The sequence below is a fragment of the Serratia sp. 3ACOL1 genome (assembly GCF_003668775.1).
Taxonomy (GTDB): domain Bacteria; phylum Pseudomonadota; class Gammaproteobacteria; order Enterobacterales; family Enterobacteriaceae; genus Chania; species Chania fonticola.
The window spans coordinates 3,094,734-3,117,763 of sequence record NZ_CP033055.1; the positions used below are offsets into that span (position 1 = coordinate 3,094,734).

General features: G+C 52.1%; 26 protein-coding genes and 1 pseudogene. 19 read left to right on the forward strand and 8 right to left on the reverse strand.

The genetic code is table 11. The annotated features are described in order from the left end of the window. Positions 1-60 precede the first annotated feature (60 nt). The 15 genes and pseudogenes from D9980_RS13915 (at position 61) to D9980_RS13985 (ending at position 8,793) form a co-directional block, all read left to right on the forward strand. Positions 61-936 (forward strand): GTPase family protein, encoded by an 876-nt coding sequence (locus D9980_RS13915; protein WP_121607606.1) that lies wholly within the window; start codon positions 61-63, stop codon positions 934-936. 212 nt (positions 937-1,148) lie between these two features. Further along, positions 1,149-1,850: a YafY family protein gene (locus tag D9980_RS13920; protein WP_121607607.1), complete on the forward strand. Its 702-nt coding sequence runs from the start codon at positions 1,149-1,151 to the stop codon at positions 1,848-1,850. A 5-nt stretch (positions 1,851-1,855) separates the two neighbouring features. Continuing rightward, a complete protein-coding gene (locus D9980_RS13925) occupies positions 1,856-2,503 on the forward strand; it encodes a hypothetical protein (RefSeq protein WP_121607608.1) in 648 nt (215 codons plus the stop codon). Between the two features lie 125 nt (positions 2,504-2,628). After that, positions 2,629-2,775 (forward strand): annotated as a pseudogene (locus D9980_RS27010) (DUF4339 domain-containing protein); the annotation flags it as partial. A gap of 101 nt (positions 2,776-2,876) precedes the next feature. Next, complete coding sequence (locus D9980_RS13935) at positions 2,877-3,344, forward strand: hypothetical protein (RefSeq protein WP_172668986.1); 468 nt, start codon at positions 2,877-2,879, stop codon at positions 3,342-3,344. A 235-nt stretch (positions 3,345-3,579) separates the two neighbouring features. Next, positions 3,580-4,026 (forward strand): antirestriction protein, encoded by a 447-nt coding sequence (locus D9980_RS13940; RefSeq protein ID WP_121607609.1) that lies wholly within the window; start codon positions 3,580-3,582, stop codon positions 4,024-4,026. A 19-nt stretch (positions 4,027-4,045) separates the two neighbouring features. Then, positions 4,046-4,525: a DNA repair protein RadC gene (gene radC / locus D9980_RS13945; protein ID WP_115115199.1), complete on the forward strand. Its 480-nt coding sequence runs from the start codon at positions 4,046-4,048 to the stop codon at positions 4,523-4,525. Between the two features lie 136 nt (positions 4,526-4,661). Continuing rightward, positions 4,662-4,856: a DUF5983 family protein gene (locus D9980_RS27015; RefSeq protein WP_238393727.1), complete on the forward strand. Its 195-nt coding sequence runs from the start codon at positions 4,662-4,664 to the stop codon at positions 4,854-4,856. A 92-nt stretch (positions 4,857-4,948) separates the two neighbouring features. Next, positions 4,949-5,317 carry a type IV toxin-antitoxin system YeeU family antitoxin gene (locus D9980_RS13955; RefSeq protein ID WP_121607610.1) on the forward strand — a complete coding sequence of 123 codons (369 nt, stop codon included), beginning with the start codon at positions 4,949-4,951 and terminating at the stop codon, positions 5,315-5,317. A 60-nt stretch (positions 5,318-5,377) separates the two neighbouring features. After that, the gene (locus D9980_RS13960; RefSeq protein WP_121607611.1) at positions 5,378-5,761 is read left to right on the forward strand and encodes a TA system toxin CbtA family protein; all 384 of its coding nucleotides are present in this window, start codon (positions 5,378-5,380) and stop codon (positions 5,759-5,761) included. Further along, on the forward strand, positions 5,758-5,979 hold the full coding sequence (locus tag D9980_RS13965; protein ID WP_121607612.1) for a DUF5983 family protein: 222 nt from the start codon (positions 5,758-5,760) through the stop codon (positions 5,977-5,979). Before D9980_RS13960 ends, D9980_RS13965 begins: the two co-directional genes overlap by 4 nt. A 94-nt stretch (positions 5,980-6,073) precedes the next feature. Then, positions 6,074-6,925, forward strand: coding sequence for a DUF4942 domain-containing protein (locus tag D9980_RS13970; protein ID WP_121607613.1), 852 nt, complete (start codon positions 6,074-6,076; stop codon positions 6,923-6,925). A gap of 712 nt (positions 6,926-7,637) precedes the next feature. Continuing rightward, positions 7,638-7,904 carry a DUF1778 domain-containing protein gene (locus tag D9980_RS13975; RefSeq protein WP_121607614.1) on the forward strand — a complete coding sequence of 89 codons (267 nt, stop codon included), beginning with the start codon at positions 7,638-7,640 and terminating at the stop codon, positions 7,902-7,904. 3 nt (positions 7,905-7,907) lie between these two features. Further along, on the forward strand, positions 7,908-8,423 hold the full coding sequence (locus D9980_RS13980) for a GNAT family N-acetyltransferase (protein WP_121607615.1): 516 nt from the start codon (positions 7,908-7,910) through the stop codon (positions 8,421-8,423). A 112-nt stretch (positions 8,424-8,535) separates the two neighbouring features. Next, positions 8,536-8,793 carry a hypothetical protein gene (locus tag D9980_RS13985; RefSeq protein ID WP_121607616.1) on the forward strand — a complete coding sequence of 86 codons (258 nt, stop codon included), beginning with the start codon at positions 8,536-8,538 and terminating at the stop codon, positions 8,791-8,793. A 52-nt stretch (positions 8,794-8,845) separates the two neighbouring features. Here D9980_RS13985 and D9980_RS13990 read toward each other — a convergent pair whose 3' ends face one another. After that, positions 8,846-9,193, reverse strand: coding sequence for a DUF6404 family protein (locus D9980_RS13990; protein WP_121607617.1), 348 nt, complete (start codon positions 9,191-9,193; stop codon positions 8,846-8,848). Between the two features lie 214 nt (positions 9,194-9,407). Between D9980_RS13990 and D9980_RS13995 the strand changes: the two genes are divergently transcribed. The 3 genes from D9980_RS13995 (at position 9,408) to D9980_RS14005 (ending at position 11,005) form a co-directional block, all read left to right on the forward strand. Then, the gene (locus D9980_RS13995; protein ID WP_121607618.1) at positions 9,408-10,046 is read left to right on the forward strand and encodes a LysE family transporter; all 639 of its coding nucleotides are present in this window, start codon (positions 9,408-9,410) and stop codon (positions 10,044-10,046) included. Positions 10,047-10,167: 121 nt separating this feature from the next. Beyond that, a complete protein-coding gene (locus D9980_RS14000; protein WP_024485301.1) occupies positions 10,168-10,470 on the forward strand; it encodes a helix-turn-helix transcriptional regulator in 303 nt (100 codons plus the stop codon). A 7-nt stretch (positions 10,471-10,477) separates the two neighbouring features. After that, positions 10,478-11,005, forward strand: coding sequence for a rhodanese family protein (locus D9980_RS14005; RefSeq protein ID WP_121607619.1), 528 nt, complete (start codon positions 10,478-10,480; stop codon positions 11,003-11,005). A gap of 56 nt (positions 11,006-11,061) precedes the next feature. Here D9980_RS14005 and D9980_RS14010 read toward each other — a convergent pair whose 3' ends face one another. Beyond that, on the reverse strand, positions 11,062-11,517 hold the full coding sequence (locus D9980_RS14010) for a GNAT family N-acetyltransferase (protein ID WP_121607620.1): 456 nt from the start codon (positions 11,515-11,517) through the stop codon (positions 11,062-11,064). A 259-nt stretch (positions 11,518-11,776) separates the two neighbouring features. Here D9980_RS14010 and D9980_RS14015 point away from each other — a divergent pair, with 259 nt between their 5' ends. Then, the gene (locus D9980_RS14015) at positions 11,777-12,514 is read left to right on the forward strand and encodes a bifunctional 2-polyprenyl-6-hydroxyphenol methylase/3-demethylubiquinol 3-O-methyltransferase UbiG (RefSeq protein ID WP_121607621.1); all 738 of its coding nucleotides are present in this window, start codon (positions 11,777-11,779) and stop codon (positions 12,512-12,514) included. A gap of 136 nt (positions 12,515-12,650) precedes the next feature. Here the strand turns inward: D9980_RS14015 and D9980_RS27020 are convergent, their stop codons facing one another. The 6 genes from D9980_RS27020 to D9980_RS14045 are packed head-to-tail and all read right to left on the reverse strand — an operon-like array spanning position 12,651 to position 22,874. Beyond that, on the reverse strand, positions 12,651-14,567 hold the full coding sequence (locus D9980_RS27020; protein WP_238393640.1) for a hypothetical protein: 1,917 nt from the start codon (positions 14,565-14,567) through the stop codon (positions 12,651-12,653). 42 nt (positions 14,568-14,609) lie between these two features. Next, complete coding sequence (locus tag D9980_RS14025) at positions 14,610-20,351, reverse strand: DUF1983 domain-containing protein (RefSeq protein ID WP_121607622.1); 5,742 nt, start codon at positions 20,349-20,351, stop codon at positions 14,610-14,612. Between the two features lie 57 nt (positions 20,352-20,408). Further along, on the reverse strand, positions 20,409-21,062 hold the full coding sequence (locus D9980_RS14030) for a tail assembly protein (protein ID WP_121607623.1): 654 nt from the start codon (positions 21,060-21,062) through the stop codon (positions 20,409-20,411). Continuing rightward, entirely contained in the window at positions 21,059-21,769 is a 711-nt protein-coding gene (locus D9980_RS14035) for a C40 family peptidase (protein ID WP_121607624.1), read from the reverse strand. The genes D9980_RS14030 and D9980_RS14035 overlap by 4 nt, the downstream gene beginning before the upstream one ends. A 2-nt stretch (positions 21,770-21,771) precedes the next feature. Then, positions 21,772-22,524 carry a phage minor tail protein L gene (locus D9980_RS14040; protein WP_121607625.1) on the reverse strand — a complete coding sequence of 251 codons (753 nt, stop codon included), beginning with the start codon at positions 22,522-22,524 and terminating at the stop codon, positions 21,772-21,774. Positions 22,525-22,532: 8 nt separating this feature from the next. Then, complete coding sequence (locus D9980_RS14045; protein WP_024486957.1) at positions 22,533-22,874, reverse strand: phage tail protein; 342 nt, start codon at positions 22,872-22,874, stop codon at positions 22,533-22,535. Between the last annotated feature and the right edge of the window lie 156 nt (positions 22,875-23,030).

Sequence of the window (23,030 nt, forward strand, 5' to 3'; positions counted from 1 at the left end):
GAATCCCCCGCATCCTGACAGGATAGCGGGGATTTTTGTTTTTCACACTGAGATCTCCATATGCAAAAATCTGAAGGCCTCAAGGCCATTGAGAAGCCACTTGCCTCTCTGCCTCACACCCTCCGCAACCACATTCTCGAACGTCTCCGCAGTCTGACCCAATACGAGCCGGTGATAGGTATTATGGGTAAAACTGGTGCTGGTAAAAGTAGTCTCTGCAATTCCCTTTTCCAGGGGGAGGTTACGCCGGTCAGTGATGTTGAGGCCTGCACTCGTGATGCGTTGCGTTTCCGACTGCATTGCAGCAATCACAGAATCATGCTGGTTGATTTGCCTGGGGTTGGCGAAAGTGAACAACGGGACAGCGAATATGAATCTCTGTATCGCCGTATCCTCCCTGAGCTGGATTTAATCCTGTGGGTCATCAAAGCTGATGATCGTGCTTTCTCAGTCGATGAACGCTTCTACCGGCGAGTGATGACGGGTTACCAGCAGCGGGTACTGTTTGTCGTTAACCAAGCCGACAAAATAGAACCCAGTCATGAATGGTATGTCACCGGCAATGGGCCATCACCGCATCAGTTGGTGAATATTGAGGCAAGGTTAGAGTCCATTCGCCAGCTATTTTCACCGCATCATCCGGTATCTGTCGTCTCGGCTAGGACAGAATGGAATCTACCGTCAATGGTCGAAACCATGATGCGTTGCCTGCCTGACCGTGCCACCAGCCCTCTGGCGACGCAATTGCACGGGAGGTTATGCAGTGCACCGGTAAAAAAGCAGGCGCGTGAGGGCTTTGGCTATGCGGTGGGAGAGGTGTTTGATTCTGCTGAAGCGGCATCATTTATTCCCGCGCCACTAAAAGCGATCATTCGTACCGTCCGCGAGGCCGTGGTATCCGTTGCCCGTGCCGTTTGGGACTGGATTTTCTTCTGAGCTGGGGCACCTGCCGTTATCTTCGGGACATACCCTGTCCGTTATGACGTTTTATAAGCTACCGAATTTGGTATGTTTTCTCTCTAAGCCCCGTCACAGTTGATTTCGGCAACAGTAAAAAATACGTCTTCTTGTGTCCATTCCCTGTCCCTGCCTCTCGTTAAAATAACTGTTTTATTTTCAGCTAATTATCTCACTGGAGAACCTGTCTCATGACTCAGGCTGAACGCCGTCATGACCGGCTTGCCGTCAGGCTGTCGTTAATTATCAGCCGTCTGGTGGCGGGCGAAACGCTAGATTTGCGAACGTTGGCAACTGAATTTGGCGTGTCGGTTCGTACCCTGCGCCGGGACTTTCGGGAACGGCTGATGTATCTGGATCTAGAGTATCGCAAGGGCCAGTGTCGCTTGCTGTCCGGCGGCCGCCAGAGAGAGCTGGCTGTGATGACATTTGCCCGCCAGTCGGGCGTTGAAGCACTGTTTCCTGGTATGGATAACCATCTGGTCGCTTCACTGTTGAGCGGTCCTGGTGAGTCTCCCTGCCTTATCTGGCAGGGAGTGGCCCAAGCGTCATCCCCAGACTTGGGCGTGTTCACACGACTGGTGAGCGCAGTATCGGAACACCGGAAGGTGACGCTACTAGGAAGCGGTTGTCGCTGCACAGACCTTGCTCCCTATCGCTTGGTTCTGCGTGAGGGAGAATGGTATCTGACGGGTGAGCATCAGGCCCGGATTGCCGTTTTTCCCCTGACCGATATTCGGGCGGTCACGCTCCATAACGGCAGCTTCGCTCCAGATATAGCGATGCGCGACATCCTATCTCACCCGGATTTTCTTCAGGCTTTACCCCACTTTCGCTTTTTCCATTCATTGCTTGTCACAACTGACAACGGGCTTATACCTCAGAAGGAATAATCACAATGAAATTGCTTACCACTACAGTGCTGGCCGCCAGTTTTTGCCTTGGTGCTGTTTTTCCGGCTGACGCTGGAAACACCGTCGGCACAGTCAAAGCCTGGCAATACATGCAGGCTGACGGTTGGAAATCCGCCGATGGCATGGATGACAATAAGCTGCACAACATGCTCTATCAAGCCAGCGTGATTGATAACTACCCGTGGACGAAACAGTTTCTGCTACGTGTCCGTGGCGGCGGTGCAATTTTCCTGGCTGACAAGAAAGCTCACACCATTCGCCAACTAAAACTGAATCCTGTCGGTGAAACCTACAACGATATTGAAACGGTTTATCAGGGAGAAGATAAAGGTGAAGGGTGCTATTTTGCCATTATTGATAGCCAGTCCTCTGTTCGGGATAAGGCTATTGATGACCTTATTTACCCCACATGGCCAGCGGTTCACGATACTGATGATGTTCTTAAGGCTAAAATTGCAAACGTCAGACAGCAGATAGCACCGAAAGTCGTCATGGTCATGCCAGATAACTGTGTGAATAAACAGCAACAGGCCTCCCTGGCCGCTAAACGCTCAGAAAAGGACCGAAAGCTCCAGGAGTGGGTGGCACAGCAAAGCCTCGCTGAATTGTGTCGTCGCACCGGTAATTGTTGAACCACTTCCCGAAAGAAGAGTGAATATACCAGTAACGTCTTCGGTCCGGGCTTCTGATAGCTATCCCACTGAATAATTTCTCTGGGCGACTCAGGGGGTTTCACAGATAAGGAAAATCATGTTTTCGCAAAGCCGGGGTGGATACTGCGGCTTTTGGCAAGCTGGCCTAGCTGGTCCCATTTTATCTGTGGCGGCGGGCTAAAACGCTTGGGCAGAAACCCACGTATTTCTGGGCCTGGTTGGTGATGTTGGTACTGATCATTCTGACCTGATGTTGATTAACGTCTGACAAGAATATATCAGGGGATACATGGGCTTATTACAAATAATGCAGATTGCAAAAAATTCAATTTACTGATTTAAGGACAGAATTATGCGTCTACCTCACGCAGTGCTGATGGTGTCAACTCTGGTGTCAGCAACAACCGCTCAGGCTATACCGAATATGTGGACCAGTGGTTTTGGTCAGGGTGTAACAGAATACCTGATCACCAATTCGGAAAATGTCGTTTTTAACCTTAACTGCACTATGAACCCAGATGAGCAAAATATCTTGCAACATCACGTGCTCATTGACCTGCCTGACGGTACTGGTGCAGATTCACGCGATGATAAAACTGCAATAACGGTTGTGACCGATGACCAACAGTTTCCGTTACCCTCTTCGCTGGGGTGGCGAAATGGGGACAACGCCTGGATCCAGTTTATTGATGCTCTTGGTCACGCCGCAACGTTCGATGTTTATGTTAATGATAAAAAAGTAGGGAGCTTTACTCCCGGTATTAAGAATACGAAAAAAGAGCTGGATGACCTTAGCGGGTGCAGGAATACCGCTGGTTAACTTTCTTTATCAGCAACCAATCGATCATCTTACGGGCCATGCCTCCTTCGGGAAGCATGGCCTTTCGTTTTTAATCTCCGAATAAGGACTTTGTAGTATTACGCCAGCCAGACCTCGTGTGAGCAGTCATCATAAGCGCTCACTGACTTTTCTTACCCTTATCTAACGTACAGGCCCCTCGGTTTTTCCGGTGGGGCCTGTTTTGTTATTTATTTAATTTAGAAGGATATTTTTCATGAATACACATTCTACCCCGCCTACAGCCTCCTCTCAGACAAACACACTGACCGCCACTGCTGTGCCAAACCGCCAGCGCCTCCGTTTCTGGCTACAGCACTTTGGAAACGTACCGCAATGGCTCATTCTGGAGCCTCATGTCTTTGGCTGGCTGGATCGCCTGTGTGCCGACTATCACGGGGGTTCCTGGGATTTTTACACGCTCAGTAACGGCGGGGCCTTTATGGCTCCAGAAGGCGATGAGCGGTGGTCACTGTTTAACGGTATGAATGGTAACGGTGCCGAGATGAGTGCTGAGGCCGCAGGGATCACCGCCTGCCTGATGGCCTTCAGCCACCACGCTTGCCGCACTGAGAGCGAAGCGATGACCGAACATTTCTACCGCCTGCGGGAATACGCACTGCATCACCCCGACAGCCGCGCCATTTTCTCCCTGATTGACTGAGCAACAAGGTACTCTCACCATGAAGATAACGTTATCCCCAACTGCGGCTGAAATGTCACCTGGCGAACAACGTACCATCCGACGCGCCCTGAACCTGCTGGCAAAACAGTTACGGGAGCCCGGAGTGGCGTTCACCTCCACCAGCGTGACCCGCGACTGGTTGCGCCTGCATCTGACCGGGCTGGAGCGTGAAATATTCGTCGTGCTGTGGCTCGACAATCAAAACCGTCTGCTAGCTCAGGAGACGTTGTTTACCGGCACCATCAACAGTACCACCGTTCACCCCCGTGAGTTGGTGAAGTCTGCCATGAAGCACAATGCGGCGAGTGCCGTACTGGCGCACAATCATCCGTCCCAGTTGGCCGAGCCCAGTCAGGCTGATCGACAAATCACCGACAGGATAAAGACGGCCCTTGAATTGGTTGATGTGAGAGTGGTGGATCACCTGGTTGTGGGTGGGCTCGATATCGTGTCATTTGCCGAACGTGGCTGGCTGTGAGGAGGACAAAATGATCAACACTACACCGCTTTTGCGTTTTGGTCTGCAATGCAGTTCGGCCCATATCAGCGAGGACGACAATACGGTGTAGTACCGGATCTCCCACTGTCAGGATGAATTCAGCGACGGCGAATGGATCTCGTTTTCGGGTACCGGCTATCTGATCCGTCTGGATGCGTGGACCCACCCAATATTGCAACTCAAACGGTTGGGACTCTCCAAACCTTGTCGTCATCTGGTCACTACCATGATGAAACGCTATCAACTGACCTACCTACATATTGATGCGCTGGGTGAGGTCTTACCCGGTTTTACCACCTTCAGTTGGTAATGACTCGCCACACCAAAGCCTGTCTCATTCTCTCAACCACGACACACACCAGCCTTATTGCGGGACAGTGTCTATTTCAAGGAAACTTAACGATGACCGATAGTAAACCTGATACCCCCTCCCAGCGGGCTGATATCACCCCACCAGCCTGGGGACTAAAACGTATCATCACACCACAGTTTGGTGCTCGCCTGGTACAGCAAGGCCACCAACTGCATTACCTGGCAGACCGTGCCGATATCGTGGGGAAGTTCAGTGATGCCGAGTTGCGTCATCTCGACCAGGTATTCCCGCTATGGCTTCAGCAGTTGGAGTCGATGCTGATGTCTGCTGAACTCAATCCCCGACAACAACACTGCGTCACACTCCATGCGAGCGGACTGACACTCGAAGCCGATACGTTGGGCTCCTGCGGGTACGTGTATATATCTATCTATCCAACATCAGCTACAACTGCATAAAACGGCCTTCCCTCACCCAAGTATTCACGCTTTTTCCAACCTTCTATCAGGATAACAATCATGCAAACTGTATTGGTTACCCCGAAACGGGCGGCACAGTCTTGCCCATCACCCATCGCGATCTGGCAGGTATTGATGACCCATCTATTGCAACAACACTATGGTCTGACACTGGAAGATACCGCCTTTAGTCACGAGGGTGTGATCCAAGAGCATCTTAATGCAGGGATTTCCCTGGCGGATGCGCTGAATTTTATCGTGGAAAAATATGAACTGGTCCGTATTGATCGCACCGGTTTTAGTATCCGTGAACAATCACCGTTTATTACGCCTATCGATATTCTCCGGGCCCGACAGGCTACTGGTCTGATGAAACGCCGAGGTTACAAGGCCATCACTCATATCACCAACGGTAAAAACCAACGACAGGGGGTACATCCGTGAAGATCGACCTGAATGTTGAAGTCGACAGTATCCAGGTACTGGGGCTGAACATGGGGAAGATAGCCGTTGCTGTTGATGGTATCGAGCTGGATGCGTTGATCAAGGCGGTCAATAACCACGGTTATTCCCTGCAAAAAGCCAGTGAACCTAAATACGATAATGTTGTATCGCCTTGCTCATTAACCCTTCAAGCCATGAAAAATCAGCCAACGCAATAACTCCCGTAACGCACGATCCCTTCACAAGCATCAACGCTACCCACTGGGTGGCGTCTTGTTTTTATCCCTATCTTAAATAAAAGAAAACAAAATTATGTCGACACTTATTCATGCTGAACCCGAAGTTTTAACCGGCCATACCGAAGTGATTTGTTCAACCAATATTGAATGTATAGTTGTTGGGCGTAATGCCGCTCTGGCGCAAATTGAGTCTATTATCCACCAACTTGAAGATATCTCGACCATGACCAACAGTATTGGCGGTGGAGTGGCAAGAGACTGGGCTATGCGTCAGGACTTCCGCTGCGGCTGCTGGCTGATGGAAAAAGCAGAAACAGCCATGCCAGTGATCACCCGCAATCTTGATCGCGATATATGGCGAGATCTGATGAAGCGCTCCGGCATGCTCGCGATCATGGATGCTCAGGCCCGTGACCAGTGGTACAGAAACCTGGAAGGGGATACTATCCCAGCCATCAGCGAAGAGAGCATTTACAGCACGTTTGAGCAGTTGCATCGTGATAAGGGAGAAGTGTTTGAAAGAGGGGTGATCAACGTCTTCAAGTCGCTCTCCTGGGATTACAAAAGCAACCATCCCTGCAAATTTGGCAAGAAGGTGATCGTCAACAGTTTGGTGAGTTACAACCAATGGGGATTTACGCTTAACCACAGTTACCGGCGGGATCAATTAGCGGATCTGGAAAGGATGTTGTTCCTGCTGGAGGGCAAGGCGATCCCGGATAATCGGAGGGATGTCACCGCTCGGCTGTATGAGCATATCAGCGCCCACCGGCAAAGGGCGGAAGTTTATGAAGATGAGTATTTTACGATAAAATACTTCATGAAAGGATCGGCGCATCTGACATTTAAGAAACCGGCGTTGATGGACAAGATGAACGATATCATCGCCAAACATTACCCAGGGGTACTGCCAGAACGGGTATAACCATATTCTCAGAGCCAGACGAGCTACCGGGCTGATGAGCACTTAAATCATGTTAGCCCTCTTCCCTACCTCTCTTCTATCTCCCTTCAAAAAGGGGGTAAAAAAACTTTTAGGCACCTAAATAGGCACCAGTGAAAAGTTGAACCAGTAGTTATCAAAGTAAATTCAATGAATTACATAACCAATTCAGACTCCCCCAGCCCAGTGATACCAGATAGACCCGGCGACAGTGACGAAAAAGCCCGCAATTCACGTTGCGGGCTTTTTTGTGTTTGAAATTCAGTAATTATAAATAATATCAGTGAGTTACCATTGCCAACGCTTACTAAGGCCACAACATCCCCCTACTCAAAGGGAGCTTATACGGAGCCTAAGCCAGGTACAGAAGCCAATTTGTAGCACGTTCAGTCCCCTCTCCTTTTGGGAGAGGGCTAGGGTGAGGGGCGTCACTGTACGTATTGTGATGCATTGCTTTGCTTAACTGACGGGCATTAGAGATCACTAAAGGGTTACCAACAAAAAGTAATTTTTCACACGGAGAATTTGGTTAACTAATGCATATACGTCGGCATTGAGGGACCACACTTCCAGCCATGTTCCTAATTGCTTGAACCGATCCAGAGAAGTACAATTTTTAAGCTACTCAGTTTCAAGTAAATCAGTTACACTTACCGTACGGCAATTTGCCGGAAAAATACTATCAGGAGTCATTATGGCAGCAACAGCAAGGCTAGAAGCCCGTGTTTCTAGCGAACTCCATGCCTTGATCAAGCATGCGGCAGAACTACAGGGTCGTACAGTGACTGATTTTATCGTTACCGCCACACAAGAAGCGGCTAAACGCGCCGTTGAAGAAACCGCCCTGTTAAGGTTAGCTATTGAAGATCAGCAACAGTTTGCAACCTCTTTGTTGGAAGAGTCCGTCACTCCACCAACACTGCTTCGAGCAATGGCAAGACGCAAGGAGTTGGGGAAATAATGGATGGATACTTTTACCTATGAACTCTTAACCAAGAAACACCATAAAGCAGACTTCAGCTGCGGCGTTCCTGTGCTAGATACCTATCTGCAACGCTATGCCGGACAAGATAGCCGGGAACGCTTTACCAAATGTTACGTCGCTGTCACGGATGACCAAACCGTTGCAGGCTTTTACACGCTGTCATCCAGTGCCATCGATATCAGTTTGTTGCCCGATACCCTCACCAAAAAGCTACCCCGTTATCCTTCCGTACCTGCTGTCCTTTTAGGCCGTTTAGCCGTTGCTCGGCAACATACGGGAAAAGGACTAGGCGGCTCACTGCTAGTTGACGCCATTCTGAATGCCGCGCGCTCTACCACCGGTATCTGGGCCATGCATGTGGATGCGAAGGATCAACAGGCGCGCGCTTTCTACTTAAAATATGGTTTTATCAGCTTTAAACACAGAACTGACTCGCTGTACTTGCCTCTAACAAACACCCTATTGAAAGATCTCGAATCTTTTAACATCGTATAACTTATCGGTCACCCGGCTTATAAAACAAGCTAACTCCGTAATTTATTGGTATACCTATGCATAGCCGTATCCCTGCCAGATGGCGCACATACCTATCAATAAGGAAGATACTATGGTGATTTACAGTTTTTTCGTGAAGGACGAGCAGATTGTGGTACTGGATAACTCTGTACCCGATTTCGCAGATAATCAAAAGCACCTGTTAGATAAAGGCTACGCCAAGCAATTTGAAGAGTTGCAATCCACTTCCCCGCAAGCCGCCCTTGCCAGATTTAAAGACATCAGGGGGGAGGAATACAAAATAGCGCATGCCTTTACCACTGGGGGCGTGTTTACCTCACTGATTGGTGCCTTATTGCCGAAAGGCTGACAGCACAGTTTGCTGGGGGCTCAGGCGAATGACTTATGCCCCCACCCGCCAATCAAAGACTGTCCCAGTCCGGCAGTTTGTTTACCCTCTTGCGCCAATAGTGATATAGCGCCATCATCAAGCCAAACAGTCCACCAGCCAACAAGCTTGTCTGCAGCGCCATTATTACGCTGTAGCCTTCACTGTTCCAGATGGTAAACCACATAAACAGGCCCCACACAGATCCAAAAAAGACGCCGAAGCAAAGCACATTCAGCCAGAACGGCATAAACGGTGGCGGTGGGATCTGGACGCCAAACTTCCACAACTGGCGCAGGAGTGGTGGAGCATAATTGCTACGCCACATCTTTTTCTCTGCCATCAACGCTAATGCCCGTTCTTTCTTTTCATCAAACGTCATAGTTGAGTCCCTTCACGAGCAACAAGTCTATTTTTTATCAGATCGAGCACAATTTGAGAACTGCTGCTTAAAGGTTTTTCACCGTTTAGATCCTAGCCCTATAGTGGGCCTGATAGGGTTCTATCATTACTCAGTCGTGGATGTGATGAGATTCGCATCTCCGGTGCAGGACTAGCCATATCATTGGCGTTTGAGCGCAGAAAGGATAGCCGCAATGGATCCAGTACATGCAATCACCCTGACGATCGGCCTGTTTGTGTTAACGTTTTTTAACCCCGGAGCCAACCTGTTCGTCGTGGTGCAAACCAGCCTGGCTTCCGGCAGCCGAGCAGGCATGCTTACCGGGCTTGGCGTAGCGCTGGGTGACGCCCTTTATTCCGGGCTGGGCCTGTTTGGCATGGCAACGTTGATCACCCAATGCGAGGGGATCTTCTCGTTCATCAAGGTCATCGGCGGGTTATATCTTCTATGGTTTGCCTATAAGAGTATGAATAAGCAGGTAACGCCACACTCCCCTGCGCTGCAACAACCGCTCAGTGCGCCTTGGTATATCTTCTTCCGCCGGGGCCTGATCACCGATCTCTCCAATCCGCAGACGGTGCTGTTTTTCATCAGTATCTTCTCCGTAACCCTCAGCGCCAATACGCCCACCTGGGCCAAACTGAGTGCCTGGCTGGGAATAGTGCTCAGTTCGGTTATCTGGCGAGTTTTTCTCAGCCAGGCATTCTCCTTGCCTGCGGTACGGCGCACCTATGCCAGCATGCAACGGGGAGCCAGCCGAGCGATCGGTGTGGTGATTGGGGCTTTCGCCATTAAGCTGATTTACGAAGGCCTCACGCGCCGCTCCCTATAGCCGGTATATATCGTTGTGCATGAGCCCAAGTTTGGCCTTTGTCTGCCGCTTGAAAAAACACGTGCATTTTTCCGCCAATTACTTTAGTGTTTACTAAATTTAGCAAATACTAAAATAACAAATGACTGACGAAAACGCCTCGCTGCTTGCCAGTGCCAATGCCGCCGCGACGTTGCTCAAAGCCATGAGCAACCCCCGCCGCCTGTTGATCCTTTGTATGCTGGTCGATGCTCCAGGCACCAGTGCCGGTGAGTTAGCACTAGCTACCGGGCTTAGCCCATCAGCGACCTCACAGCATCTGGCCAAGATGCGCGAGGAAGGGCTGATTGAAAGCACCCGCGATCGGCAGCGCATCAATTACTCGATTAAAAATAGCGCCGTGCAGCAGGTCATCGGCACGCTAAAAGCCATCTATTGCCCCTGAGGACACCATGAACATAGAAACGATAACTGCCCAGCAAGCGCAAAAATTAATCATGCAGGGAGCGCAGCTGCTGGATATTCGCGGAATGGATGAGTATGCCCACGAGCATATTGCCCAAGCCAGCTTACTATCGCTGCCTGAAATTGAGAAAGGTGGCAAACCACAGGCCGTTAGCGAACAGGATGTGGTGATTTTTCACTGTCAGTCTGGCCGCCGTACGGCAGAAAACGCAGCGCTATTGGCAGGAGCCGCAACGCCTGCCAAGGTTTATCTGCTTGAAGGCGGTATTAACGGTTGGAAGCAACAGGGATTGGCTGTCGTCAAGGATAACAACCAGCCACTCCCCATCATGCGACAGGTGCAGATCGCTGCTGGCTCCCTTATTCTGGCTGGGACAATCTTGGGGTATGTAATCTCTCCCCTGTTCTTCCTGTTGTCCGGCTTTGTCGGTGCTGGATTGCTATTTGCCGGTATCAGCGGATTTTGCGGGATGGCGACGCTGTTGGTCAAAATGCCTTGGAACCAGCCCAAATAACCCGTTCACTCTTTTGTTGAGGCGCTGCATGCTGCGCCCGCTTAACCCCTACGCCCCTAGGCAAGATCCAACGAATAGACCCGTGACGACTCCCCCCACGGGTGATAACCAAGCCCATCAAAGCTAAAGCCCAATTTCTCGTAATAACCCACATGATCGGTACACAGATGCAAACGGTGAAATCCCAGTTCGCCTGCAGCCTTGGCTACGTAGTTAACCAACAATGTACCGCAGCCCTGCCCACGATAATGCTCATCGACGTACAACGCACATAGCCATGGATACAGCTCCATGCGGCTGATAAAGTCATTGGTAATCAAACCCGCGCAACCCACAACCGTTTCCCCATCCAGCAATAAATACCACTGCGGCAGCGGGTTTACCGCGTCGATACAACGGGTTATTGAGTCTTGATACAGCATCATGGTCTCTGGCGATGCCCACTGACGCTGGAAATAATCGATAGCCACATCGCGATAGGCTGGCTCCTGACGCACCGAAATAATTTTCACTCAGGCCCCTCTATGACAAAGTTTTACACTCATAAATACACACCTATACCCTTTGGATTTCAAGTTGCAGCTAGGCGACAAGCTTGGCCATCCCCAGGAGCTTACTTTTGTAAGTGACTGGGGTGGACAAGTGCAGGTAACAACGCTGCAGCTTGAAAGACAAGGGGTAGAGGCCCTATTTTTGTTGGCAGTCTGTTTGCTGAACGAATACCATTAACCCGCCGCGCTGTAATGCGGTTTATATAATACAGGAGACGTTATGTCGCAAAATATCTATGACAATCAAACCTTCTTCGACGGCTATGCGCAGCTAAGCCGTTCGGTGCAGGGTTTAGATGGCGCGCCGGAATGGTCAACCATCCGCAGCATTCTGCCCGATTTGCAGGGCAAAAAGGTGGTCGATCTTGGCTGTGGTTACGGTTGGTTCTGCCGCAGCGCTCGTGAGCAAGGTGCAGCCCAGGTACTGGGAATGGATCTTTCAGAGAAGATGCTGGGAAAGGCGAAAGAGATGACCGAGGATCAGGCGATTGAATACCTCCAGCAGGATCTGGAAGCACTGCAGCTCCCGGCAGCCAGCTTTGATTTGGTCTATAGCTCGCTGACACTGCACTATATCGAAGACCTCGGCAAGCTGTTCGCTACGGTTTATCAGGCATTGGTGAATGGTGGGGAGTTTATTTTTACTGCCGAGCACCCGATTTATACTGCGCCAAAGCATCAGGGCTGGTTGGTGGATGAGGCAGGGCAAAAATCCTGGCCAATCAATGGCTATCAGCAAGAAGGGCAACGTATTTCCAACTGGCTGGCGGAAGGAGTGATCAAGCAGCACCGTATGCTGGGCACCTATATCAATTTGCTGGTCCAGCAGGGATTCACCATCCGCTATCTGAACGAGTGGGGTCCTTCGGCACAGCAGATTGCCGACAATCCGGCACTGGATGAAGAAAAAGAACGCCCGATGATCTTTATCCTGGCGGTACAAAAACCTGCTGCGTAATGGCTATTCGCTTTATTAAACATCGTTAAAACATCCAATATTGGGGAGGCTGCCTCCCCCCAATACTTTCCAAGCTTATTCACAGAAAACGGTTCTGGGCAACTTCAGGACAACACCGTTTCACTGTCGATACAACTTACTCGCTCGCCATTTCGCCTTCGTGGCTTTCCGGTTCTGGCTCGCTCTGAACCTCCTCAACCGGCGGCATCTCCAAACGCAGATCGATCCAGCGCCCTTCAGGAATATCCATCGCCTCCCCGGCAACGATTGCTGCGGTATCAATATCAAAGCGGCGTTTGCTGACCTTGACCGTGATCGTGCCGTCTTCGGCCGCTTCGGTGGCGACGAAGCACAGGCGGTTACCGTTGACGTCCTGTGGGACCTCGATGTTCCAGCCTTCCAGCGCGAAACCTAGCGAGCCCGTCACTTTGTATACGCCAACCGAGACTCGCTCTGCGGTAACGCCCGCAGCCTCGCCATTCACCGCAGCCAGCCCGGACAGGGTAAAGCCATCCAGGTATTCGTCGGACATTTTCTCTGGGTTACTGGAAAGACGGGCGATCGGTGATGCTTTCTTAATGAAACCATTTGAATCAACCGTAGTATTGCCACTATGCCATGCGGAAACAAAGTCCAGTGTTCCATTGGAACGTGTCCAACCGGCCTGTAGTTTTATTGCCCCTGGTGTAGCTCCATGAGATGTATAAATATGCCCCGAGTAAGACCCGGAAATAGAAGCCGTCATCCCAACCATTGCGGAGCCACCTGCTGGAGCACCATTTTGGCCTTCTATTGCACGATGTATACCGGCAGGAGATGAGCTTTGAGTAAAATCAAAAACCTCTGCACTATTTGTAACACCCAAACCAAAATCACCAGTCTTAACGACGGGTAGTGAGCCGATATACATATTTTTTAATACATAGGCGGTACCTTGACGAGCATTAACATAAAATACAGGTTTGCCTTGTTCCACTCCCTCCCCTAAAGATGTACCGATTGTAGGTACAACGGAAAAACCATACCAAGTCCCTATACTATAATTATTTGGTACATTAAAACTTGCTGTATCTGCACCACGAAACGCCAGTGGCGCACTGTTATTACCCACAATATCAGTTAGTTCTTGAGGAGTTGATATTGCCGTTGATATAACATGTCCCTTTGGCACGGTAATTAAACCATCGGTACGACAAGCCATTGTATATGCTGTACCACCCCAACGAATATTCATGGCTCCGGTGTCTGTTTGGGCATAAACAGCTCCTTTCTCCACGCCAGAAACATCCTTAAACCTTAATAATAAATTAGGTGTTGTCACACCGGCCTGCATGGATTGGTCACCGACAGAAACCAAACCACCAATCACAGATAAGTATCCAGACCAGCTTAGCTTACCAACAAGATTTATAGCAGACCCATCAGTACTCCAAAAGTTCCACCCCCCTTGATAACCCCCCTTATGAGTAATGAAGTCTGTCGCACCAGTGAGACCATCATCCGTTGATGTTTTCCTATTCCATGATACCCAGGCCCCTTGAGATGCGGGTATAAAGCCAGCCGAACCAGATGCATTGGATAATCGAATAGGCTTGGCAAAAAGCACTGTACTAGCAATACTCTGGTCGAGAGTAGATGTTCTAGAAACATAATCCGACTGGATCTTCGCCAACGTCGGCACCGTTAGTTTTGTACCATCATCCTTGGTAAAGGTCATATCCCCGGAGCCAGTAAACCAGCTCACCGTATCATTGCGGCTACCTTGGAAGAAGGTCAGCATTGCCGCAAAGCGAGCGGAGAACTGGCTGATATCACCCTCATAGGTGGTAATAATCGCATAGTTCTGCCCGCTGGCCGTTGAGCCTGCATAGTTGCTGTTAAGAGTCAGCGAAGTATTGCTATTAACCTGTTTAACTTCATACAGCTTATTATCCGGTGCCAATAAAATCATACCTGGCATCACGCCAAACTTGGCATCGGCCCACGCGGTGCCTGTACCTGTTACGGCGGCGTTATTAGCGATTAAATTGATCGTGCCTGTTTTGTACCACATAGATTCTTACTCCAAAATATGAAAAGCCGCTCGCAGCGGTTTTTAGTTAGTGACGTTATTAAAAATAATATTCTGTGTTGAACGCGATAAGATAATGGAGCATTGTAAGAAACATGCTACCCAGTTTGCCTCATTACCATTATTGATCAGCCGTAGTACTAGCTGATTATTTCCACTACTAGGTCCAATAGTTATTGGGATAGTACTTATTATTTCTGGTAAATAAGTATTTGCGCTATAATCCCTATATGACTTTGCTATCACTTTATTATTTAAAAGAAGACTAATTGAACCATTAGCGCTACCGAATCCCCATACGCTTGCGACATTGCCAGGCACTACAGACACTCCACGCTCAGGGTAATGACTCAACCCATTAGGCAATAACCCTTGAATCACTCCTCTTTTCTCAAAACTTGAGGCCATTATAGTTACTAAAGGGATATCTACATACGAATTTCTCTCGATATGCCTAGAAACACTAAGCACATCAGGCATACTATTCGTATCGACCAAATCACCCACTATTTTATTAGCAAGTATCGTCCCGGAAAATGTCCCATTAGCCCCTGTGATATCGCCCTTAAAGTACCCACTATCCGCATAGATATTTCCACGAACAGAAACCTGATTAAACTGAGCGTTACCGTCAGACTTATTGATAGCCCAGCCCTGTCTTCCATCAATGAAGTTATCAGAGCCTATCCAACCCGTTATTTTCGCATTAGTGATCGTCCCATCAGCAATAAACGCCGAGTTAATAAACGTCTGGCCATTTTGCACGGCAAAGGGAACAGACACATTGCCTTCATCTTTGGTCACCAAGGCAAATCGATCGGCCCGCACCAGGAATTGCCGGTTACCGGCGTCATCAACCCCCAATGCCAAACCGGCAACGCTGCTTTCCCCCTTCTTACTGGTTTCAACTTTTACCGACCAGGTTGCGGAGACCTTGCCATCCAAGGTCGCCTGCGCAGAACTCACCTGTTGGACTGCCGCCTTGTTATCCCCCACAGCCGTATTCAATAACTTGATATCGTTAGCCGTTGCCGATTGGTTATCGGTCACGGTTTTCGACAGCGAGGTAATCGCCGAAGTATTGTCACCAGTAGCGGATTGCAGAGCACCAATTTGCTGAGCCGTTGCGCTACTGTTATCGGTAAGCGTTTGACTCAAGGCGGTAACCGAAGCCTCATTTGCTCCCGTGCGGCTGGTCAGATCGTTAATCAGCTTGGCTTGGGCGCTGTCCGTATCCACCAGCACCTGCAGCTGCTGATTGAGTTGGGCATTGTTGTCCCCCACGGTGCCTGCCAGCGCTGTCACCTGCTGGGATAACGCCTTGTCAGCTTCCGCACGCACCGTCTGTTCCGTCATCAAGCGCGCATCAACATCACCAAAGCTCGCGCGTAATTCGGTTATCTGCTGCGCCTGTGCGCGCTGATCGTCCGCCATTACGTTCTGCTGGGTCTTGATCGATGCGGTGACTACGTCATTGCTGATAACGTCTTCCGCCTGCTTTAACGACTGTTCGATATCCGCCTTGGCAATGGCTTCAAGCGAGCTGCTAAGTGAAGCCTGTGAGCCCGCCGAGTCGCTTTGTGCCTGCTTCAGCTCGCCGATCGCCGCGCTGTTTTCGCCGGAGGTCGCCGTTAATGAACCAATCTGCTCCGCCATCGCCGAGTCTTGATTGGCCAACGTCTGGAGCCGATCGTTGATGGCCGCCGTGTTTTGCCCAACGGTGGAGTCCAGCGAACTCAATTGCCGAGATAGCGCTTCGTCTGCCGTGGTCCGCGCTTGCGATTCAGCGGCGATCGCCGCTTTATTTTCGCCACTGGCCGCCCCCAGGCCGGTAATTAACGACGCTTGAGCACTGCCGCTATCCACCAGCGCTTGCAAACGCTGATTCACCTCGGCCTGATTACTGCCGACATCTGCGCTCAGATGGTCAAAGCGTTGCGATAACGCGCCGGTCTCGCTGGCCCTGGTGGTGATCTCCTGCTGTAACTGCGCAGACACATCACCAAAATTCGCATCCAGCTGCGTGATCTGCTGGGCCTGTGCCTGCTGCCGATCGGCGAAAACGGTTTGCGCCGTGGTTAACCGGGCGCTGCTCTCGTCCAGACGTTGAACATCGTTCTCCTGCTTAAGCGCCTGTTCGATATTCGCCTTGGCCGTAGCCTCCAAAGCCTGTTGCAGGCTGGCCGTGCTGCTTTCGGCTTCGGTTTGCGCGATGCCTAGGCGGGTGATGGCCGCCGTGTTTTCCTGGCTGGTCGCCTGGATCACGTCAACCCGTTGGCTCAGCGCCCCATCGGCATCGGCACGGGATTTCGCCTCTGCCTGGATAGCCGCAGTGTTGCTACCTGCGCTGGCTTGCAAACCGGAAATCTGCTGGGCCTGAGCCGAGTCTGTCGCCGCCAGCGTTTTCAACTGCTGGGTCACCTCCGCCCGGTTCTCACTGAACTCAGAAGTCAGCCCACTGAGCTGCTGGCCCTGCGTCTTCTGCTGATCGGCCAGCGCTTCGGTTTTCTGCGTAACCTGCGAGTTAACCTTGTCCTGTTCCGTCTTGTTGCTGCCGATTGCCTTGGCGTTGGCGGAAACGTTGGACTCCACCTTAGCCAAAGCAGAATCGGCATCGGCCTGCGCCTGCTCCAGCTTGATAATCAAACCCTGCTGATTATCCGCCGTGGCTTTCACCGAGCTGATATCCTTGGCTAACGCCCCATCGGCATCCACTCGCGCCGCTTTCTCCTGCGCGATTTGCGCAGCGTTCCCCTCGGCCTTGGCAATCACCACATCTAGCTTGCTGGCCAGTTGCTGGTCATCATCCTGCAATTGAGTGATTTGCGAAGCGACCTCGGCCATGGCCGCGTTGGTGCCACCGGTAAGGGCATCGACCTTGGCTTGCAGTTCGGCATCTGCACGCGCCAAGCTGGCTCGGGTGCTGTCAATTTCCCCGCGCGCATCCTTGATATCGCTATTCAGCGCCTCCTGGGCCTGGGCGAGTTTTTGGCGGTTATGCTCGATGGTCAGGCTGTTTTCGATGGCGGCTTTACCCAGCTGCGTCAAATCCTGTTGCAGCACATCAACAGCATTGCTTAGATCGGCATTGCGGCCCGCCAGCTCGGCGTTAACCTTGTTCAACGCTGCTTGCAGGGTATCGACATCCCCTTGCAGCGCATCCCTGTTCGCCTCGATATCGGCCTGCGCCTGGGCGATCTTCTCGGCCAGATCCTGGACGTTCTGATCCGAAGGCAGGCTGTTGATCTTCTCCAACAGATCTTTGCCCAGTTCGGTCTCGGTAATGCTTTGTGCGATCTGCGCCAACACCACGTCCGCGCTGTCCGAAGCCATCCCGTGCACAAACTCGCTCCAGTCGGACTGGTTGCCGGTTTTGTCGGTAAAGGCCGCGCGGAAGTACAGCACCTGCCCGGCACGTAGGCCCTGCATGTCATAGCGATGCTGCGGATAAGGCACATCGGCCAGTAAGCGTTCGTCGGCGAAATCCGCACGGCTGGCTACCATCAAGGTGGTTTTCAGGCCGTCGGCAGAGTTCTGGCCAAAGCCCCAAGAAAGCTGGATGCCAAACACCACATCCTTGGTTGCCGCCAATGAGACAATCTTGGGCGGTACACCCGCTTTTCCTGCCAGATAGCTCGGCTCGGCATGACCCCACTGTGAGGAAACGCCCACCACATTCACCGCTCGTACCCGCACGTCGTAGTTACCGGCATAAATGCCGTTAACGTCAAACCCGAGTGAAGGCGTCGCGCCCACATTTACCCAGTTGCCGTTATCTTTGCGCCACTGGGCTTCATAGGTCACCGCGCCAGCCACAGCACGCCACTGCACCCGCATTGAGGCAACGTTAATCCCCTGGCTGACATAGTCGTAGCGCGAGAGGCTGATATTCTCAGGAGCAGGCATCGCTCCTGGTGGCGTGACGGTGATTGGCGGCGCATCCAGGCGGATGCCGTTATCGATAAAGGCGTATTTATCCGGATCGTGCTCAACGGCGTTAATGGCGAAGGTGCCATCATCGTTGGACTGGACCGATACCACGCGGAACTGCTGGATCGCCAGTCTGTCGGAATCGATACTCCAGACGGCTTCAGCCTCTGGCTGCTGGCGGAACGGTGCGGTCAGCGTCACCGTAAGCTTGTCTGCCGCGATACTGGCGATGGTACGAGTCTGCGCCGTGCCGTCTGGCAAATTGACGATCAGGCGATCGCCTTTACCAAACGCTACTTCACGATCCAGCACCACCACGCGATCCTGCGCAGAATGGATGCGCCCGCCGTTGGTCTTGCCTGCCAGCATGGCATCTGCAATGCCGATGATCCGAGCTGGTAGCGGGATATTGCCGTCCAACCCGACGGTAAAGCTGACGGTACGATCTTTGGCATTACTCAGGATTGCCCAGCGCCCACGGCGGTGAGCCTCGGTGCGCCGCGTGCAGCCAATGGCGGTGATTTCAGTCTGGTTAACGCCGTAGCGCTTCACCAGTTCGTTATCGTAAGCCGCTTCCACCGCGTCGGCATAATGGTTGGCCGGGTCGCCCCACTTCACCAGCGCCGAGGTATAGCGATTCTTATAAGACCCCGACGCATAGGCAAATTCACCACCGATGACGTTGGCTCGTGAATAAACGAAATCCACATCGCGCGGCATATCCGCGTAGGCAAACAGCTGGTCGTTGCCCCAGTAGGTGATGCCGCGGAAGATGGCGGCGATATCACGCAATACGGTGTAGGCATCCTGCTGCGACTGGATATACACGTCGCACAGGAAACGCGGCTCTTTACCGCCGCCCCCCAAGCCGTCATCAATCAGCTCATCGCAATACTGCGCGATGCTGTACAGCCCCCATTTGTCGATCTCGGCGGCGGTCACCCGGTTGCCTAAGCCGTAATTCTTGTCCAGCGCGATATCGTAAAACACCCAGGCCGGGTTGTTGCTCCAGGCCCATTTAAAGCTGCCATCCCAATTGCCGCTGTAGGTCCGTGCCAACGGATCGTAGTTGGTCGGCACGCGGATGATTTTGCCCTTCGGCTTGAGCGTAATTTTCGGCACTGAATTGAACTGCTGGGCATCGAACTCGATAAACAGCAAGGCGGTGTTGGGATAGCGGAACTTGGCGTCCACGATCTCGGTGTAGGTCTGGATCTGGGTAGTGTTTACCAGCTTGCTGCTGGTGGAGTCTGGGGTGATGCGCTTGATGCGCAGCGTCCAGCTGGTGGTCGCTTTTGGCAGATTAATCCGGTGATCGCGCTCGTACAGGCTGGTGGTTTTGCCCTTTAGCGTACCGGTGACCACGGTTTTATAGGCTCCGCCGTCGGTGGAAAGCTCGATCAGATATTCCACCAGTGAACCGTTCATATCGCCGTTATCTTCCTGCTGGAACAGCGCCGGGAAGCCCATGCGTATACGCAGCGCGTCGATATCGGTTCGGGTGAAGGTTTTGGTCCAGACGTTCGTGGTGGTCAGCTTGACGTTGACCGGCGTTTCAGACTCTACATCCGGCATACCCTGGATGTAATCCTGAGTCTGGGTGCCGTTACGTACCTCCCACTTCAGGCCGGTAAAGTTTTCACTGCCATCGGGGTTATGTACCGGGGTGCCGTCGAGCAGAATGCGGGTACCGTCTAACTCACCGGCAATTTCACCTTCAGACAGCGCCAGCAGGATTTTGATTTTAGCGTTGGACTGCAAATCATCGGGAGCTTCAACCGGCGTATGCGCCGATCCACCACCGCCCTTGCGCCCATGAATAGTTAACTTTGTCATATTGCGCCCACAAAAAAGGTCGCGAATGCGACCTGTAGAAAAATGCCCTAAAGGGGGTTATTGCTGGTTTTCAGCGTAAATACCGGCGGAAATTACCGCGCCACCGATTTCCCGTTCGCCGTACAGCACCGGCACCGGGTAACCCTGCGCCGTGGTGTTGACCGGTGAGCCAAAAGCATAGGAGGGTTTGTTTTCTACCGACTGGGAAGAGGACATGCCGAAATTCGGCTGTGGCATCATCAGTTGCATGACACCACCGAGTACCATTGAAGCACCCATCATTGTTAAACCGCTAACAGCGGCAACCGCCGTGGCACTAAGAGTTGCTGTTGCGCCAGAGGCAGCCAACGCCGAAGTGTAAAGTCCTATCGTTCCGCCTGCGGTAAAGAATGCCCCTACCAGCGCTGCCACTCCCAAGATAATCTGAAACCCTCCGGCGCTTTTACTCCCGGCGATCACCGGCATAATGCGAATATCGGCGCTGCCTTTAGAGGTAGCAAACTCGGCCAGGCCGATATTCTGTGGGCCATTAAAGAAGGCAAACTGCACGCCGTCCTTATGGGCATTCATCATAAAGCTCTCAAATCCGGGCAAGGTGATACACAGCGCGCGCAGCGCTTCGCGAGTATCCGCCACCACCAGCCGATGAGTTTTACCGAACTTTTTGCCCAGTTGGCCACCCAACCGGATCAGTCTTGTTGTTTGCATCATAGAAGCTCCTTCCTGCGGACTACGCGTACCGTCCGCTCCTGAAAATATCCGCTGTAGGGATAACGCTGGCTGAGCTGGCCGAACAGGTGATGTAGCATCATGCCGTCCCCCAGATAGATGCCCGCGTGGTTGGTAACCGGGGCTGAAACCTGCATCATGATCATATCGCCCGCGCGCATCGGCCCCTGAAATTCCCGGAATCCTTCGGCGTACCAGTTATCGTCATATAGGCGGGTTTTACCGTCGATCCACCATTCATGCTCCACCGAGTAATCATTCAGCGCGATGCTGTGTTCCTGGCGATAGTAATCCCGGATCAATGACCAGCAGTCGGCATGGCCCAACAGCCAACTGCGCCCAACCAACGGGCGCTCACCGCGTGGTACAACTTCGGTGTAATCCCCTTCGGGCCACGAGACGATGCCCCAGACAATGCCCGAGTGATCGCACTGCAGGCGATCCATCTCCGAAGGGATCAACACGGGCACATCTGGGTGGCTATGGATGATGCGAATGATCTCGCCTTGATCCTCCGCCTGCGCGTATTCCTGAGGGGAAATGACAAAGTTATCCAACGCGTTTTCCGCCACATTGCGGCACGGTAGATAACGCGCCTTACGCCCGTTCTGCACCACAAAACCGCAGGACTCATTGGGATACTCCGCTGCGGCATGCTCACAGATCGCCTGCATGATTTCAGCCTGCATCATTACCTCCCCAACAGGTTGGAACCAGGGAACCCGCCAAAAGCCAGGGGTTGCGCGTCACCGAAGCGTTTTTTACAGGAGGACACCCGGCCACCACAGACGTCCAACGCCGGATCGTCGATCGGTTTATCGTCCTTATCAAAACAGGCTTCGCCGCTGTAATCGCAACCCCTGCCGCTGCGGTACCAACCCCGCATGCACCAGGTGCAAAGCCCGTGAATTTGTCGCGAGGGCAGTTGCTGGCCTTGCAGATCGAACGGTGTACAGAGCTGGAACTCCACCACGCTGTTGGTTTCGGTGCTTTTGCTGTCGATGTAGAAAACCTGCACTCGCTCCTGCGAAGCATCGGCAAGGGCGTTCCCCTCGGGGAAGTTGACCGCATCCAGGTATTTGGCAAAGGTGTCATGTACCCGCACTTTCGCCTGCACCATGTCGTTGAAGGTCAGGCACAGTGAGGACACCAGATTGCTGAGGTTGGCGACGCTGAGCCTGGGCGTTGGTTGTGAACCGTCGCTGGTTGCTGCCAAGCCGGTGATTTCGTAGGGATACGCCTCATACTCGTTTCCCTGCCACCAGATCGATTTTGGTTTCAGCCGCTGGGCATCGTTGCCCGCCGCCGCGATCTCGGCCTGAGAGTGGGGAATATTGTGCGCATGAAAGCGCATGATGGCCGCGCCAAAGGCGGTGCCATCAATTTCAATCAGCTGGATCAGTTCCCCTGGCGCCAGCTTTTGCACTTCACTGTTAAATGACATGATTGCACCTATACGCCGAAGGCTTGTTCAAAGGCAAAACTCAACGCCTCCACATTGCGCGCAAGCGGCGTGACGGAAATTGAATCCGACTTGACGCGAAATAGCGCTTTCTTGCCGTTGGGCGGCGTCCAGAAAAAGGCGACGAGCACGTGTTGATTTAAAAAGGCCAGCATCGACTGGGTCACGGCCGGATGGCCGGTATAGGCCAACTGCCACTGCTGCACCGCCTGGTTCAGCCCATTGCTGCTGACCTGTTTATAGCCGTCGCCGAACTGCGCACTTCTGACGTTATGGACAAAGTTACCGCTAGGCGAGGCCTGGGTTTGCCATTGGAAAGTATCGATAAGCATAAAGACTCCGAGCAGTAATAACCGTCAGTCACAGGGCCAGAATGACCCCTCACCCTAACCCTCTCCCACAGGGAGAGGGGACAGTACGTGCCACATATTGGATCATGCATTCGTCTTTCCTATCACCCTTGTTACAGGTTACTTATGTACCTGAAC